13 protein-coding genes and 1 pseudogene are annotated in these 17,515 nt (G+C 44.0%); 6 read left to right on the top strand and 8 right to left on the bottom strand.

Annotated features, from left to right (window positions below; all coding sequences use genetic code 11):
* Positions 1–23 precede the first annotated feature (23 nt).
* The gene (locus AB4274_RS18750; protein WP_372112916.1) at positions 24–743 is read right to left on the bottom strand and encodes a GntR family transcriptional regulator; all 720 of its coding nucleotides are present in this window, start codon (positions 741–743) and stop codon (positions 24–26) included.
* A gap of 392 nt (positions 744–1,135) precedes the next feature.
* Complete coding sequence (locus tag AB4274_RS18745; protein ID WP_372112903.1) at positions 1,136–4,309, bottom strand: HD domain-containing phosphohydrolase; 3,174 nt, start codon at positions 4,307–4,309, stop codon at positions 1,136–1,138.
* 499 nt (positions 4,310–4,808) lie between these two features.
* Between AB4274_RS18745 and AB4274_RS18740 the strand changes: the two genes are divergently transcribed.
* From AB4274_RS18740 to AB4274_RS18720, 5 genes are all read left to right on the top strand, one after another.
* Entirely contained in the window at positions 4,809–5,780 is a 972-nt protein-coding gene (locus AB4274_RS18740) for a tripartite tricarboxylate transporter substrate binding protein (RefSeq protein WP_372112901.1), read from the top strand.
* Positions 5,781–6,025: 245 nt separating this feature from the next.
* Positions 6,026–6,526 carry a tripartite tricarboxylate transporter TctB family protein gene (locus tag AB4274_RS18735; RefSeq protein ID WP_004733594.1) on the top strand — a complete coding sequence of 167 codons (501 nt, stop codon included), beginning with the start codon at positions 6,026–6,028 and terminating at the stop codon, positions 6,524–6,526.
* A gap of 10 nt (positions 6,527–6,536) precedes the next feature.
* Positions 6,537–8,057 (top strand): tripartite tricarboxylate transporter permease, encoded by a 1,521-nt coding sequence (locus AB4274_RS18730; protein ID WP_012603793.1) that lies wholly within the window; start codon positions 6,537–6,539, stop codon positions 8,055–8,057.
* Positions 8,058–8,249: 192 nt separating this feature from the next.
* The gene (locus AB4274_RS18725) at positions 8,250–9,008 is read left to right on the top strand and encodes a sulfite exporter TauE/SafE family protein (RefSeq protein ID WP_102333369.1); all 759 of its coding nucleotides are present in this window, start codon (positions 8,250–8,252) and stop codon (positions 9,006–9,008) included.
* A gap of 226 nt (positions 9,009–9,234) precedes the next feature.
* Positions 9,235–9,426 (top strand): hypothetical protein, encoded by a 192-nt coding sequence (locus AB4274_RS18720; RefSeq protein WP_065583598.1) that lies wholly within the window; start codon positions 9,235–9,237, stop codon positions 9,424–9,426.
* 102 nt (positions 9,427–9,528) lie between these two features.
* On the opposite strand, the gene AB4274_RS18715 is transcribed toward AB4274_RS18720, so the two are convergent.
* The gene (locus tag AB4274_RS18715; RefSeq protein ID WP_010438513.1) at positions 9,529–9,942 is read right to left on the bottom strand and encodes a VF530 family DNA-binding protein; all 414 of its coding nucleotides are present in this window, start codon (positions 9,940–9,942) and stop codon (positions 9,529–9,531) included.
* Positions 9,943–10,181: 239 nt separating this feature from the next.
* Here AB4274_RS18715 and AB4274_RS18710 point away from each other — a divergent pair.
* Positions 10,182–10,388, top strand: a pseudogene (locus AB4274_RS18710) (metal-dependent phosphohydrolase); the annotation flags it as partial.
* A gap of 138 nt (positions 10,389–10,526) precedes the next feature.
* Here the strand turns inward: AB4274_RS18710 and gnd are convergent.
* From gnd to AB4274_RS18685, 5 genes are all read right to left on the bottom strand, one after another.
* The gene (gene gnd / locus AB4274_RS18705; RefSeq protein WP_017059712.1) at positions 10,527–11,975 is read right to left on the bottom strand and encodes a decarboxylating NADP(+)-dependent phosphogluconate dehydrogenase; all 1,449 of its coding nucleotides are present in this window, start codon (positions 11,973–11,975) and stop codon (positions 10,527–10,529) included.
* Between the two features lie 28 nt (positions 11,976–12,003).
* Entirely contained in the window at positions 12,004–12,738 is a 735-nt protein-coding gene (pgl, locus tag AB4274_RS18700; protein ID WP_017066266.1) for a 6-phosphogluconolactonase, read from the bottom strand.
* On the bottom strand, positions 12,735–14,237 hold the full coding sequence (zwf, locus tag AB4274_RS18695) for a glucose-6-phosphate dehydrogenase (protein ID WP_017059714.1): 1,503 nt from the start codon (positions 14,235–14,237) through the stop codon (positions 12,735–12,737). The genes pgl and zwf overlap by 4 nt, the downstream gene beginning before the upstream one ends.
* Positions 14,238–14,647: 410 nt before the next feature.
* Positions 14,648–15,343, bottom strand: a complete 696-nt coding sequence (locus AB4274_RS18690; protein WP_065583602.1) for a response regulator — start codon at positions 15,341–15,343, stop codon at positions 14,648–14,650.
* 69 nt (positions 15,344–15,412) lie between these two features.
* Entirely contained in the window at positions 15,413–17,065 is a 1,653-nt protein-coding gene (locus tag AB4274_RS18685; protein ID WP_372112899.1) for an ATP-binding protein, read from the bottom strand.
* Positions 17,066–17,515 lie beyond the last annotated feature (450 nt).

The following is a 17,515-nucleotide window of genomic DNA, read 5'->3' as shown; positions in this document are numbered from 1 at the left end:
CGCTGGCAAATACCAGTCGCCAGTTAATCAAGATCTTTGGATTGAATTTGTTGCTCTATAAGCAATCGGCTACCCGAGATGTGTCTTCGCATTAGCATTTCTGCTAGCTCTTCATCACGGTTACGAATTGCTTGTAGGATATATTTATGTTCATCAAGCGCCTCTTTTGGTCGAGACTGTGCTCTAGGCGATTGGTAGCGGTACATGCGTAATAGATGATAAAGCTCATCACACAGCAGCGAAATGAGTTTGCTGTTACGACTCGCTTTGATAATGCGGTAATGGAAATCAAAATCCCCATGTTGATAAAAATAAGAAGAGCCTTCTACTTCATCGATATGTTTAGAATGTGTCGACAATAAGCCTTCAAGCCCGATCAACTCTTCTTGTGTGATGTGTCTCGCCGCTAATCGAGCAGCCATGCCTTCTAATGCTTCACGCACCGCGTAAAGCTCAAGTAGTTTGTCTGCTGAGAATGTAATAACTCGCGCACCAACATGTGGAATACGTTCTATCAGGCCAAGTCCTTCCACACGCATTATCGCTTCACGTAATGGACCTCGACTTACTTCAAAGCGTTTGGCCAGCTCAGGCTCCGAGATCTTACTGCCCGGAGGTAATTCACCGTTAACAATTGCCTCAACGAGGTATTCCGTTAGGTTTTCTGACTTGGTGTTTTCTTTATCGCTCACACGAGTTTTCGTGTTTGCACTTAAGGTGAGATCTTTTATCGCAGTATTCATATTCACGCTGCTCACTTCTGACTGTTGAGCCTTAATTGTAAACATTTTCATAACATGAACATAAAATACACGATTAAATTGTCGACAATCAAGCCAATTGTCGACAATTTAGACTAAGGTAGTATTTTTCATAGACGATTAAAACTAATCCAAAAGGACACTACAAACAACTCAACCATCTGTTATTTATCGATTTAATCAGAGTAAGAGTCACTAACCCCCTATCTACCCTAAAATCATTTGAAATCGATATGTCGACAACTTATAGCCGAAACTTGTCAAAAGCAGCCCCCTTCGTATCTATCCACCAGCTCACCGATAAACAGATATAAAAAAGCGCACTCATGTGCGCCTTTCATTCATCGAACCCGTTCTAACAAGCCAACCTTTAATCAAGCTATCTGACGAGTAACTTCTAGGTATTTGTTGATATCAACGAAATCAATCTGTTCCGGTTTGAGATACTCTTCTGCATAACGCAGGTGAGTACCGCTGGTTAAGAACAATCTAAACAGTTCGATATCGAGATGCTCGTCCAACGCCATTTTGTACATGATGTCGACAGCAACACTGATTGGCTTCGCCTTCTTATAAGGCCTATCCGCAGCAGTTAACGCCTCAAAAATATCGGAGATCACCAGAATACGTTCTGGGATTGAAAGGTCATCACCAGTCAGCTTCCTTGGATACCCTGTACCTTTAAGTGTTTCATGGTGAGTTGAAGCGTAGCGAGGAACACGACTTAGCTCTTTCGGGAATGGCAGGTTCTCAAGCATCTTAATCGTGCCAAGCATGTGCTCGTTTATCTTAAATCTATCTTCAGCAGTCAATGTACCGCGTGCAATACTCAGATTGTAGACTTCGCCTAGGTTGTATAAGTGCTCAGGCACATCCATTTTAATTTGATGTTTCGGGTCAAATTCTAACGGCCTATCTCTTTTCACTATGTGCTCTGGCTTATCACTCAAAAGTGGTTCTGTGGCTGGTAAACTTGAACTCGGCTCTCGATTCATTGCCTCTATCGGTGATAGACCAAGTTGATCATCAAAGTGACGCGTCCAGGTCGTCTCAGCTATCGAGCGAATACGAGTGACTTTGTCATCACTCATGAACTCACCACCAACGTTCGACGTAGCGATAAAGGCAAAGTCATCTTGTAGCTGCTGCTTCGTTGCCGTAAGTTCATCGGCTATCAGTTGCGTTGATAGCGTACCATCAAGTTGTTTTCTCAAAGCGGTGATTTCCGCATCACGCCAAAGTACTTCAAATCGAGTTCTCACCTCGTGGATTCGGTTGTAGTTCGCTTCTAACTTCGTACCTTTATCGACGATGTGTTCCGGTGTCGTGATCTTGCCACAATCATGAAGCCAAGCCGCAATTCTAAACTCACGGCGTTCGTCATCATTTTTAAACTCAAAGTCTTTGAAGTGCTCAGACTGCGATTGTTCCGCCGCGTCAGCCAGCATCAAGCCGAGTTCTGGTACACGATTACAATGCCCTGCCGTATAAGCGGACTTATCATCGATCGCTTGAGCGATGAGCTTGATAAACGACTCAACAAACGCCTCTTGCATCTGTTCATGTCGTTTAATCTCCATAGCCATATCTTTTACAGCAACAGATAATTCCCACACTTCTTTGATTCGAGTATCAAGAATTGTCACGTTGTCATAATCACGCAGCTTAACCTTATGAGTCTCTTCCTCTAATTGGCGAATTGGATGCACTATCGGCGCACCAAAAGCCCAAGCAATAGGCAACGTCAAACTCATCAGTAACACCGTTACACCAACAGAGGTTGCTAGACGTTTATTGACTGTACTGAAGACTTCAGATTCGGGAATCAATACCGCAAAATACTCAGAGTAGTGTTCGCCCGTGTCTATTTTCTTTAAATAGAGATGTTTGATCTCGCCATTCCACTCTACCCTTACCATACTGCCTTCAACCGTTGCTTCCTTAGTCAAATCATAAAGTTCAGTATAAGGAACCGTCGTATTCGTATTAAAGCCGGTATCATGCAGCCACTTTTTCGCTAAGGCATCAAGTTGTTCACCACTTAACTTGCTGATAGCTTGATCAATGATTGGGAGCAATTGTTTATGCTTGCTCTGCAGCACCAAGTGGAATTGGTTTGAGTAGTTCTGTTTTAGATCTTCTAGAGTCCCATTGACAACAAGGCCTGGCTGGAAAAACCTATCTAATGCAAACGAGAGTACGGGTTCTGCTTCTAAGAAAGCAAAGTTCTCTTCGCTTTCAATTGAATTAAATGCAGACTCTAGGTTTTCAAATTCAACTAAATCAATGTTCGGAAAGTCCTCTCTTAACTTAGGAATAATTGACCACCCAGATAAAATGGCAACTTTTTTACCCTCAAGCTCGGCATAATTAGTGACAACCTTCGCACCGACCCTTGTCACGACAGAAAATGGCAATTCATAAATTGGAGTCGTGTATAGGCCATCTATGCCATTATTTTTATAATTTTGAACCGATTGCAGGCCATCAATACTTCCTTCTTGAAACTTACTGACAAGCTCGCCCCAAGAGAAACCATTAACAAATTCAAACCTGATCCCTGTCATCTCACCAATCATTTTAAGAAGGTCTATCGCATAGCCGTTTGGTTTTCCCGCCACTGAAAAGTCCATCGGCCCCCAATCATTTTGATTAGACACTAACAGCGGAGGGGTATCGTTAATCAAGGCTTGCTGCTCAGACGATAGCATCAATGTTGATACATCAAACTCCGATTCCTGATTGTTAACCTTGAGGTTAGACGCAATAATATTACCCGATTTCGAATATAAGAAAGACTCAACCTTACTGTCTTCTGCTAAGCCAAGCGCCGTACTTGATAGTTTGCTAGCCAAAGAAGACAACACAATATCAATACCAATCACATGTTGAACTTCAGATTCTATTTTTGAATCAAACGCTAAAGAATAAGTTTGCCCGGTAATTTGTAAATGCTGGAAAAGATATGGCTGAGTTTTTTCGACCGACTGAACATTAGCAGAAACATACCAAGGCCTAGTAGTTGGAAGGTAGTTGCTCTGCTCCGTAGTTGAGCTTCTGAGGGAAAACTCTTGGTCAAAGTATTTCGTTGTCCGGACTCGCTCCTGCCCTATATTTTGAATCTCAACCACAACCCAACGGTCCGTTTGTTGTGCACCGATTTTTTCTCTAACGACAGGGGCAGATTCTAGATTAATAATTTGGAAGAAGTTTTCATTAGACGAGCCAATGTAAATACTATAAAAGAGAGGGTTATCTTTAATTGCTTCTGAAAGAATAGTACGCGACTCTTCTTTCGATATTTTGTTACTTATAGAACGTTTCACTGAAGAAAGTAAACGCGCGGTATTGGCTGCGTCAGAATCAACCGCGCCGATATAGTTACTCAGCTCTTGGGACACCATCGTCAACTTTGATAGGGTATTCTCAGTCGCCATTTTTTTACTGAAGTAATATTGCAGTGAAACCGCAACAACAGCGGTAAGAAATGTCGCGAGTAAAAACATTCCTCCAACAGTAAATCGTAACGAAATTTTTTTTAATGCCATTATTTCATCCTTGAATAATCGCCAACTCCAAAGTTAACAGCCTAGCGCAATCAATACCGCTTAAGTTGCATATCAACTATAGTAACTCATTATTCCACATCTAAAATCTAACACCTCTATACACCTGACTCTTTTGCAGAAATAGTTATCGTAGTCACATCTAACAATATAGACCAACAACCAATGCACTCGAGTAGAAAACGCTAGTTAAATCCAACCTTTGTCAATGAATTCAATCATTCTGAGACAATAACTACGATTTTAGAATCCAGATATCATTCAACAGTAAATGGACAAAAACACGTTACCGTGAACTTTATGAACAATATTAATCCAATGTTCTTTATTCTCAATATCGCCGCATTACAGACATTTCATTAACACACCGTTAACTTTAGCTTCATCTGCTAAGCAATATCCTACTCATCTGTTTAGTAGCTGGAAATAAAACATAAGTTTCTCTCCATTGAAGAGATCCCCTACATAAGGAACGTGAACCATGTTCAAGGCACTGAAACCTACTCTTGCGGCTTCTATCATCGCAGCAACCTTTTCTTTCAACACTTTTGCTGCTGACGTAGAAAAAATCCACTTCCTAATCCCTGGCGGCGCTGGTGGTGGTTGGGATATGACAGCTCGTGGTACGGGTGATGTATTGGTGAAATCAGACATCGTAGAAAATGTCTCTTTCCAAAACTTGTCTGGTGGTGGTGGCGGTAAAGCTATTGCTCATCTAATCGAAACCGCTAAGCGTCAGGAAGATACACTGATGGTTAACTCGACTCCTATCGTTGTACGCTCGTTGACCGGGATTTTCCCTCAATCTTTCCGTGACCTAACTCCTGTAGCAGCAACCATTGCCGATTACGGTGCAATTGTCGCGTCTGCAGATTCTAAGTACAACACTTGGGAAGACGTCGTTAAAGAATTCGAAACCAACCCACGTAAAGTGAAGATTGCTGGCGGTTCAGCTCGTGGCAGCATGGACCACCTTGTAGTAGCGGCAGCGTTCAAAGGCGAAGGTTTTGATGCGAAGAAAGTACGTTACATTGCCTACGATGCTGGCGGTAAAGCGATGGCGGCACTGCTTTCTGGCGAAACACAGCTGCTTTCGACAGGCCTTGGTGAAGTACTAGAGATGTCTAAGTCTGGCCAAGTAAAAGTGCTTGCTGTGACGGCTCCAAAGCGTCTTGACGCTGCGCCTAACATCCCAACACTGACTGAATACGGCAACGAGACAGTATTTGCTAACTGGCGTGGTTTCTTTGCGGCACCGGGTACAAGCCAAGCAAAAATTGACGAGTGGAATGTAGCGCTTGGCAAAATGTACAAAACCGATGAGTGGCAAGTGGTTCGTGACCGTAACGGTTGGATCGACAACTACAAAGCTGACAAAGATTTTTACGCCTTCCTAGAAGATCAAGAAAAACAGATGGGCGACCTAATGCGAGAGCTTGGTTTCTTGAAATAACCAACAACCATAGAGGGCCTATGTGCCCTCTTACTCTTTCCTTGTTTCGCCGTGCATGAGTTAACTTCAAACTCCTTTGTTTATTCGTAGACGTATTACTAACGCTTGCCGATTCGTTGTAAACGCAAGTGGCTGATAAACCAGTACCGTAATTCGCTTACCTTTGGTTAGTGATCCCAGACATTTCATTGACTCGCTCATGTACGGCTTTTTTACTTTTTATACCACCCCAAATGGAGTTGGATATGTCGGACTTACCAACCAAATTTCTGAGTAAGGAATCTTTGCTTTCGAAGGATCGCATCGGAGCCATGCTCTTTATGCTTGCATGTTTATGCTATGGCTACCAAACCACGCTGATTCCTTTGTTCCCCGGTGACGAGTACGAACCCTTCACAGCAAGAACCTTACCTATCCTGCTAACGTTTATCGGCATTGGCCTTTCGTTGATCCTGCTTATAACCGGACAGCCGGATAAAAAAGTTACATGCGACACTACGCCGCTGAACTGGAAACTGCTTATTGGCTTCTTGGTGTTAATGGCTCTGTACGGTGTTGGACTGACTTATCTTGGCTTTGTTTTAGCAACCAGCTTCTTCTTACTTGCAGGCTTTTACCTACTGGGTGAGCGCCGCAAAGCTGTCTTATTTGGTGCGTCGTTTCCTTTCGTTATCGCGTTCTTTCTTTTATTAACTCAAGGCTTAGATATCTACCTAGAGCCTGGTTTAATCTTCACTCTTTGGTAGGGATAACATTATGTTAGACGGAATTTTACAAGGGCTTTCGACCGCTGTGATGCCAATGAACATCATGATGGTCATCGTGGGTTGCTTCGTCGGTACCTTTATCGGGATGCTTCCGGGATTAGGACCAATTTCAGCCATTGCGTTGATGATCCCTATTACATACGGCTTAGACCCTTCTTCTGGCCTCATCTTAATGGCTGGTGTGTATTACGGCGCGGTTTTTGGTGGATCTACGTCATCAATCTTAATCAATGCTCCGGGTTGTTCGTCAACGGTAGTAACCGCGTTTGACGGCTACCCGATGGCTCAAAAAGGTCAAGCAGGTAAAGCACTTGCACTCGCGGCTTACTCTTCTTTCACTGGCGGTACGCTGTCAGCAATCATGCTTTTGATTGCCGCACCGGCTCTAGCAAGCGTGTCACTGAGCTTCCAGTCTTCAGACTACTTTGCATTGATGCTATTAGGTCTATCCGCTGTAGCGGCGTTTGCAGGCCCAGGTCAGGTAATCAAAGCGTGGATGATGACTATTCTTGGTTTGATGCTATCAACTGTAGGTATCGACAAAGGTGTTGGCGTTGAACGGTTCACTTTTGGCCTTACGGATCTGATGGATGGCTTTAGCTTCCTATTATTAGCGATGGCAACATTCGCACTGGGTGAAACCTTGATGGGTATTCTAAAACCAGAGCAAGACACCAGCGCGGAAGAAAGCCAAAAGATGTCGGATATTGGTAGCATGAAGGTCACCAAAGAAGAGTTCAAAGAAGTGGCACCAGTTTCAATTCGATCTTCTATTCTCGGTTTCTTTACCGGTGTTCTACCGGGCGCAGGTGCCACTATTGCGGCATTCCTAAGCTACGGTATGGAGCGTAGCCTCGCGCCAAAAGACAAGCAGAAAGAGTTCGGTAAAGGCAGTATCCGTGGTCTTGTTGCTCCTGAATCAGCAAACAACGCCGCTTCAAGTGGTTCATTCGTTCCGCTACTAACGCTGGGTATTCCGGGCTCTGGTACAACTGCGATTATGCTTGGTGCATTGATTGCCTACGGTATTCAGCCTGGTCCTCGCTTGTTCGTTGAACACCCAGACGTATTTTGGTCGGTGATTATCTCGATGTACTTTGGCAACATCGTGCTGGTTATCTTAAACCTACCGTTGATCCCATATATCTCTAAACTGCTAGCGGTACCTAGAACGGTTCTACTGCCAATGATTATCTTCTTCTCAATCACTGGCGTGTACTTGGTGTCATTCAACACGATGGACGTATTTGTGATGCTACTGGTGGCGATGGCTGCGATAGCATTAAGGCTAGCCAACTTCCCATTGGCACCATTACTGTTAGGCTTCATATTGGGCGGCTTGATGGAAGAGAACTTAAGACGAGCATTGATGATCAGCGATGGTGAGTTGAACTTCTTATGGGAACGCCCTATTACGATGACCTTCACTATTCTGGCGGTATTGGTGCTGTCTAGCCCGATTCTAGTGAAACTATTTAAGAGTTTTAGAGCGAAGCCAGTAGAAGTGTAAAGCTTTATCGAATCAACTAAACCTCAACGAAAGGAGCCATTGGCTCCTTTTTTCATTTAAAGCCTCAATTAAAACCAGCGGTTAAAGATGGTAGCAAACTCACAAACCTATCTTTACAACACACATGGCGCTGATATTCATAACAAATTCAAGTAAGGTAACCAGTTAGTTAACGTATTGGATTCTAAAACTATGGATTGGTTGATTCTATTCTTATCAGGGGTGGTTGGCGGTGTGCTTAACTCCATTGCGGGTGGCGGCAGCTTCATCACTTTCCCTGCTTTGTTATTTGCTGGCGTTCCACCAATAGCAGCCAACGCGACCAACACCTTTGCTTCATGCGCTGGTTACATCAGTGGTGCTTACGCACTGCGCCACGAAATTCAATCTGGTACCAAACAACTCAAGCTCGTTGTTGGGCTATGCGTAATTGGCGGCGGCATTGGTGCATTTTTACTACTACACACGCCAGAAGCGCTATTTACCCAATCCGTACCTTGGTTATTACTGTTCGCCGCTCTGCTTTTTACCTTTGGTGGCACTCTCAACAAATGGCTAAAGAAAGTAACCGCTAAACATAAGCACGCCACCAGCGCAGGGGCGTTCTTTTCCGCTGTATTGCTTTTGATCGTGTGTGTTTATGGTGGTTATTTTAATGCAGGCTTAGGCATTGTGACATTGAGCTACTTGGCGCTGGCTGGTTACACCAACATCAACGTGATGAATGGCATCAAACTGCTCGTGTCCGCGTGTGCTTCCCTCGCAGCGATCGTATTTTTTATCGTCAATGGTTCGATTGATTGGCCGTCTGGCATGGCTGTATTATTGGGTACATTGGTTGGTGGTTATTATTCAGCAAAAATCTCTCGCCGCATCCCTCAACACTATGTTCGAACCACAGTGATCATCGCGAGCTTTTTGATCACCGCTTACTTTTTCTATGCTAATTAGACGTTCGGTTTAATAAGACTTGCAACTGAAAAGATAAAGCCAAAAGACTCCACCCTGCTCATACCGATTTGGCTATTTTATTACTTATAAAATAACAGTGTCGATATGTGTGAGACGAGTCCTTTAATTAGTAAATTTGATAACAATTTAGACTGTTTTTTAGCCTTTATTTTTCCAAGGGTGGGATACTTCTCCTGTCGAAAGTGAGACTTCATTAGGAGGCGTTATGAACATTAAACTCGGTCATGTCATGTCATCAAGTCGACTCATTTGCTTTGTCGCTTTTCTTGCTGCCACATTCGCGTGGATCTTAAAAATGCCCGCTCTGTTTTCTGTGTCAGCGCTATTCTTACTGGTCAGTGCGATCGTTTATGTCACCGATCTTTGGAAGAATCAAAGAAAGAACCGCGAAGCTTAGCCAATTACGGTTTAATCGAACGAATTAAAAAAAGGAGCTCATAGGCTCCTTTTGTGTTTTTCGCTTATCTAATTAGGCGTACTAATCGTCGACGCCTTCTTATTAACGACGGAAGTTACGACCGTTACCGCCGCGGCGCTCTTTAAATGCAGACGCAGCTTTAGCTTGAGAAGCGTGGATAGACTCAACCGTTAGTTCCATTGGCTCACGAGGCTCTAGCCCATGGCGGAATGTACGTGAACGCGGAGGCATCTGGTATTCGATGTCCGATGCTTTAGGCATGCGCTTGAAACGGTAAAGGTAGAAGTTTTCAACCTTCTCACGAGCCCATTCGGTTTTCTTCAGGTATTTAACTGCGCTTGCCACTGTAGGCTTAGTGTTAAAGCAGTTCATACGCATTGCCGCATCTAAAATTTCCCAACCATAATGATCCACTAATTCAGTGATCATGGTTTCAAGCTTTAAGCCGTGTAGCGGGTTATTTTGTTGCAGTTCGATTCTTTCTTCTTCAGTCATAACATTACCTTTTTCAAGGCAACTAAAGGCCTTGAATTTACTCTAGAACACCGTCATCACTGACCATTTCTAGCTCAATCACTTGGGCATTACATCCATTGCCCTTATTTATGCCTTTATGATGGCATAAAGCATGTGCGTTATCCTATTTATCTTTTCATTTAATTTTAAAATGGTTATTTAACGTCCAGATCATCATTAACAGCACTTTAGTTAAGCAATAGCGCATACGCTATTAACTGGCAGACGTATTCGATGCGTTAATGAGTAAAAGAGCCTATAAACACGCTTGGTCACTGAATGAGGTGATGGCCTATATAGAAGCAAACACTGGTTCAATGTTTGACCCAGAGTGGGTTGAAGCGCCTAAACAAAACCTAGACAGCTTTATGGCCATTCGAGATCAATACAACGACGATGTACAACCACATATCATGACCGCCTAAGCGATAATTAGTTGTGTGTTTGAAGTGACCATCTAAAAATACGCAAACCAACAAAAAAGGATGCCACTGAGGCATCCTTTTGTTTTCTAGTTTGCAGCTGAAAGAACAAATTTGTTCTCTACTGATTCTAACTAACGATTATACGTCGTAAGTTGTAGAAGCAGTATCGCCGCCTGTACCAGTCCAGTTTGTGTGGAAGAATTCACCACGTGGACGGTCAGTACGCTCGTAAGTGTGAGCACCGAAGTAGTCACGTTGAGCTTGAAGCAGGTTCGCTGGTAGACGTGCAGTTGTGTAACCGTCTAGGAAAGATAGCGCAGAAATCGTACATGGCATTGGGATACCAGACTCTAGAGATTTCGCTGCTACTTTACGCCATGCCACTAGGCTGCCTTGTAGGATGTTTTTGAAGTACTCGTCAGAACCTAGGAACGCGATGTCTGGGTTTGCTTCGTACGCATCACGTATGTTGCCTAGGAATGCAGAACGGATGATACAACCACCACGCCACATTAGCGCTACGTTACCGTAGTTTAGGTCCCAGCCGTTTTCGTTCGACGCTTCACGCATTAGCATGAAACCTTGAGCGTAAGAGATGATCTTAGAAGCCAGTAGAGCTTGACGTAGTGCATCAACCCACTCTTGCTTGTCGCCTTCAACTGGAGTGATTGTCTTCTCAAACAAAGCTTCAGCTTCAACACGTTGGTCTTTAAGAGCAGACAGGCAACGAGAGAATACAGACTCAGAGATCAGTGTTAGTGGGATACCTAGGTCTAGTGCGTTGATACCAGTCCACTTACCCGTACCTTTTTGGCCTGCAGTGTCTAGGATCTTCTCAACTAGCGCTTCACCGTCTTCATCTTTGTAGCCAAGGATGTCAGCAGTGATTTCAACTAGGTAGCTGTCTAGCTCAGTCTTGTTCCAGTCAGCGAATACTGCTTGCATCTCGTCAGCAGACATACCTAGGCCATCTTTCATGAACTGGTATGCTTCAGTGATAAGCTGCATGTCACCGTATTCGATGCCGTTGTGTACCATCTTAACGAAGTGACCAGCACCGTCGTTACCAACCCAGTCACAGCAAGGCTCACCAGCGTCAGTTTTTGCCGAGATACCTTGGAAGATTGGCTTAACCGCTTCCCAAGCTTCAGCCGCACCACCTGGCATGATTGAAGGACCGAAACGAGCACCTTCTTCACCACCAGATACACCAGTACCGATGAAGTGGATGCCTTTCTCACGACAATGCGCTACACGACGGTTAGTGTCTGGGTAGTTAGTGTTACCACCATCAATGATGATGTCGCCTTCGTCTAGAAGTGGGATTAGGTTTTCGATGAACGTGTCTACAACGTCACCAGCACGAACCATAAGCATCACTTTACGTGGCGCTTCTAGCTTCTCAACTAGCTCTTCTAGAGAGTAAGCACCAACAATGTTAGTACCTTTAGCTGGGCCTTCTAGGAACTCGTCTACTTTAGCAGCAGTACGGTTATGAGCCACAACTTTGAAGCCGTGGTCGTTCATGTTTAGGATAAGGTTCTGACCCATTACTGCTAGGCCAATTACACCGATATCACCTTTCATTATTTTATCTCCTTGCGGCTATTCGCACTTATGCGATAGCACTTGCTGCATTTGAATCTAGGAACCACTCTGTTTCGCCAGTTTTAGACTGGATTTTCGCTGCCGGGTAAGGCAGTTCTGAAGCAGGAGTTGTATGAATTTCTTTAACGATCTCAACTTTACCTGCACCCAGTACTAGGTAGCTGATTCGTTTTGCTGCTTCTAAAACTTTTGCGGTTTTAGAAACACGGATTTGACCAGACTCAGGGTGAGAAGCCAGTACAGATAGGTTCTCATCTTGGTAGTTGGTTGCACCTGGGAATAGTGAAGCTGTGTGACCGTCTGCGCCAACACCAAGCAGAATCCAATCGAATACAGGCGTGCCGTTTTCTGTTGGGATTACGTCTGCCATCTCTTTTGCGAAACGCTCTGCTTCTGCTTTTGGTTCATCTTCACCACGGATGCGGTGGATGTTTTCAGCAGGAAGGTTTACTTGAGTAAACTCTTTTAGTTTTGAAAATAAGAGCGCGTTTGCTTCACCGAAATTGCTTTCAGCGTCGTCTGGTACAACGCAACGTTCGTCGCCCCACCAGAAGTGAAGGTTATTCCATTGAATACCTTCCGCGTATGGCGCCTGTGCTAAAAGTTTGAAAAGCATTTTTGGCGTGCTGCCACCAGACAGTGAAATGTGAACAGGTTTGCCCTGCTCGCTGTATGCTTTCATTTCATTTGCTAGGTTTTCAACAACCAGTTCAGGCGTTGCAAAGATCTTGTGATTGATCATAGTTCGCAGTAATCCGTGTCTGTTAAGTTTTTGCATGGGAAACGCCATGCGCGGCCATCACGTTGCAGAAGTTCATCTGCTTCCTGTGGGCCCCAAGTACCACAAGCATAGCCAAACAGTGCTTGAGGATCTTGCTTGAAGTCTAAGATTGGTTGAACGTACTTCCAACATGCTTCTACCGCATCGGTACGTGCAAACAGAGTCGCATCACCGTTCAGTGCATCAAGAAGAAGACGCTCATAAGCCGTCAGCATCTGAGTTTCAGGCAAGTCAGAGTAAGAGAAGTTCATTTTCACTTCTTTTGCTTTGAAGCCTGCGCCTGGCTCTTTCAAACCAAAGCTCATCTGAATACCTTCATCCGGTTGGATGCGGATAATCAGCTTGTTCTCTGGTGCATCTTGACCAAATACTGGGTGTGGCGTGTTCTTAAAGTGAATCACGATTTCAGTCACACGTGTTGGTAAGCGTTTACCTGTACGTACGTAGAAAGGAACACCATTCCAACGCCAGTTATTGATGTGAGCTTTCAAGCCGATGTAAGTCTCGGTACGAGAATCATCCGCTACACCATGCTCTTCACGGTAACCTAGTAGGTGCTGACCACGAACATCTGATGCTGTGTACTGACCTAATACTAAATCTTTACGCAGATCATCTTCTTCTAATGGTTTCAGACACTGAAGCACTTTAACCACTTCATCACGAATAGAATCAGCGTTAATTTGTGCAGGCGGCTCCATACCTACCATCGCTAGCACTTGCAGCAGGTGGTTTTGGAACATGTCGCGAACTGCGCCAGAACCGTCGTAGTATCCGCCACGCTCTTCAACGCCAAGGAACTCAGCACCTGTGATTTCAACGTATTCAATGAAGTTACGGTTCCACAGTGGTTCAAACATCGCGTTTGAGAAACGAAGCACTAGAAGGTTTTGAACCGTCTCTTTACCAAGGTAATGGTCGATACGGTAGATCTGGTGTTCTTGGAAGTGATGATGGATCTCTTCATCCAACGCTTGAGCTGATGCTAAGTCGTAACCAAATGGTTTTTCGATGATCAGACGACGCCAGCCGTTCGATTCATCGTTAAGGCCATGCGCAGCAAGGTTTGCTGGAATCACACCGTATAGGCTTGGCGGGGTTGCCAAGTAGAACAATGTGTTATGGTTTTCGAATTGGTAGTCTTGCTCAAGCTTGTCTAGACGTTGTGCTAAACGAGCATAGTCGTCTACATCTGAAGTATTGATCGCTTGGTAATGCAGATGTTCAATAAATGCATTCAGCGTCTCTGGTTCAGTTTTTTCCATTTCCTGAAGAGACTTCTTCAGCTTCTCACGGTAAGACTCATCGCTGTACTCAGTACGGCTCACTCCAAGAATCGCAAAGGATTCTGGTAGTTGATTGCTAGCATACAGGTGGTATAGAGCAGGAATTAACTTGCGGTAAGTTAGATCTCCCGACGCACCAAAAATAACGATGCTGCTGTTTTCAGGTATTACCATCATCTTTCCTATAAAAACAAGGTTTTTAGTATTCGCCAAAGGTATCAGCGACATACGAAAATAGATAATAGGTCTTAACTATTACATCAATAGTAAGCGCCTATTAAATTTGAGAATGCGTTTGGTAAACGAGGGTGAAAGCTATCACCTCTATTCGGGACAGTATTGTCTATGACTATTTGATTTACATCAACCACTGTGAAAGCAATCGATTAAATATTGACTCATTTCGAACAAATTCTAATCGATAGTTCCGTTCATTTGACCCGAGGGAGAAGCAAATCGGCATTCTCAAACAGTGTAGTCAAGAAAGGACGGTATCTGGTCGGTGGAGTGAGCAATAGGAAAGGGAGAAAAAGGTAAAACCAGCTTATTCAACTGGCTTTATATTTATTTTGATGGTGTCGTGTTTATCTTTGCGCTTTGTTGTAGCAGCGCTCCGGGCGACCTACGGTACCGTAATTTAAGTCTGCGACTAACTCACCAGTGGTAATCAAAAATTCTAAATAGCGTCTGGCGGTGGTTCGGCTAGCACCAATTCGTTCTCCGGCTTCATCGGCGGTAATATTAACGGCATCAGCTTGCTGAAAAATGGCTCTGATCTTATCCAACGTTACGCCATCAATGCCTTTGGGCAAGGTTGATACTTTTCCTGAGTCCGCTTTGGCATTGGCTTGCAGCATCTTATCAACCAAACCTTGGTTCAAATCAGACACGCTTTCGAACTCTTGTAACTGTGACTGATACTTCTTCAGTGCTGCTTCCAAACGAGGAAACATGACTGGTTTTAATAGGTAATCCACCACTCCCCCGCGCATTGCCTGCTGCAGCGTATCCACATCCCGAGCAGCAGTAATCAAGATAACGTCGCAGCCTTGATTGCTCCCTCTTACGTGATTAAGAATATCGAGCCCACACCCGTCCGGCAGATACACATCCAATAACACCAAATTCGGTTTTAAGATGTCCAGTTGCATCAGCGCTTCAGACTGTGTAGTGGCAATGCCGACCACGTCAAAGCCACCCATCTGTTCTAAATAACGATGGTGTAGCTCTGCAATCGCAATATCATCTTCAATGACCATGACTCTCGTGATTGCGTTCATTTATGTTCTTCCTTTAACCATGTTTTTTCCGTCACGATGATCTTCACAAGATCGCTTCGTGCTTAATTATTATTGTTCTTCTTTTGGCAAATAAACCGTCATTCGCGTGCCAAAATCTTGGTTGTCGACCATTTCAAGCTGCCCTTGATATCGGTCTGCCAGCTGCTTTATCAGATACAAACCCACACCACGATTTTGCTTCGCTTTGCTCGATACGCCTTTTTCGGTGAGTGCTTTGGTCGCCAACTCTTTCGGCAAACCGCACCCTTTGTCTTCTACTTCTACGATAATTTCATTACCAAAATCACTGATTGAAACTTCAATAACCCGACGCGCTGGCGCAATTTGACCCTCTTGCTTAATCGCCGTCATGGTGGCGTCAAAGGCGTTATCAATCAGGTTGCCAAGAATTGTGACAACGTCATCCGCGTTTAACCAGCTAGGCAGAGCTTCAAGCCTTGATCCCTCTTCCACTTTAAGCTCTAACCCAATCTCTCGAGCTCGCTCTGTTTTGCCTAAAAGCATGCCTGCAATAAGAGGGTCTTTCACCGTCTCTCTTAAGAACTCAATTAAGCTCTGGTAATGAGCGGTTTCTTGACCAATCAATTGTTGAACAGAGTCCAGCTCGCCCATCTGAATCAAGCCACTGATGGTGTTGAGCTTGTTTTGATGCTCGTGGGTTTGTGAACGCAGTAGATCAGCATATTCTTTGGTTTGTGAGAGCTGGTCTGTTAAATCGTTGATTTCATCTCGTAATCGGAAACTCGATACCGCCCCGACCACCTCACCTGCCACTATAATCGGGCTTCGGTTAGCAATGATTCGCTTATTGTTTAAATACAACTCAACATCGTGGTCGGTGTCGCCGGTTGATAGCAGTTGTTCTAAATCACTGCCTGGCAATACATCAGAAAGGCGCTGTTGATTGAGTGCTTTATCCCTGTCTATCGATAAAATATCGCAGGCACTCTTATTAATTGAACGTAAAATGCCGTGCTTATCGATGCTCAGAATGCCCTCTTTCACGGTACTCATGGTTACATCTAGCTCAACATACAACCGGCCTATCTCTTCAGGCTCAAAGCCCAAAATAGCGCGTTGAAAACGGCGAGATACATAACTCGAAATCAAAGCGTTGACCGCAACCACCAGCAACGCCATCACAATCAAAAAGGCTAAGTAAGGTTCGATTCGATCTTGCAACGAATCCAATAAGTAACCAACTGACACCACACCAATAACGGTACCTTGGGTGTCTTTTACCGCGGATTTACCACGAACTGAAAAACCCAGCGATCCTTTGGCTGTCGACACATAAGACTCGCCCAATACCAATGCTTTTTGGTTATCGCCACCACGCATGGGTTTACCGAGCCTGTCATCATAAGGGTGAATCAGGCGGATACCTTTATCATCTCCAACAACGATAAACGCCGCGCCAATGAGCTGAGTAAGGTTACGAAATTTAACTTGGGTTTTTTCAGACAAAACGTAGGGAACGCCATTAGGGTCCAACGTTCCATTTTCTTGAATAATGCTGGTGACAAGCGGCGATTCAGATAGAAATTCAGCAACACCTAACGCTTTCAAACCCATCTCTTGTTCTTGAGATTGTTTGATGTAGTAAAAACCAGCAGCTGCAAGAATCAAAAGTTCAACGAGGCCAGTGACCGTCATGATAATCAGTAACCTTTTACGGAAACTGATACTGCTCCATTTCATATTCCACCGTCCCTAGTGTTAGACGATCAATGTTAACACCAAGTTAATCGCATGACCTTTCTAGGGGCATGAATTTGTGACTGCTACTCAACTAAATAATTGAGCAGATTGTTAATTGATAATCCTTTACGTTGTTCATCTCGATTAATCGTTCATTTTTAGGACTGATTAGCTTAAAAACCAAAATAAACGAATAAATATTGAGCTAGATCACTAAGCTTTTAGGTGTTTTTTAGGTTGTTTAAAATAAATACAATTATAATGGTTGCATATGAAGAAGTTTATTGTTGCTAAGCCATAGGTCATGATTTTCAGACCGCGCTTTGAATCGAAACTTCGATTAACAAAATAGCAACAACCCTTCGCTCGCTGGACGTATCTATAACTAAAAGTTGCACGCTCGCCGTTACGAATGATGAACAAACGGATTAAGTATTCTCCCCTATTCAT

The organism is Vibrio sp. 10N.261.55.A10, assembly GCF_041470825.1.
Classification (GTDB): domain Bacteria; phylum Pseudomonadota; class Gammaproteobacteria; order Enterobacterales; family Vibrionaceae; genus Vibrio; species Vibrio crassostreae_C.
The sequence above is the reverse complement of the archived record's forward strand: the minus strand, read 5'-3'. Positions and strand labels throughout refer to the sequence as shown.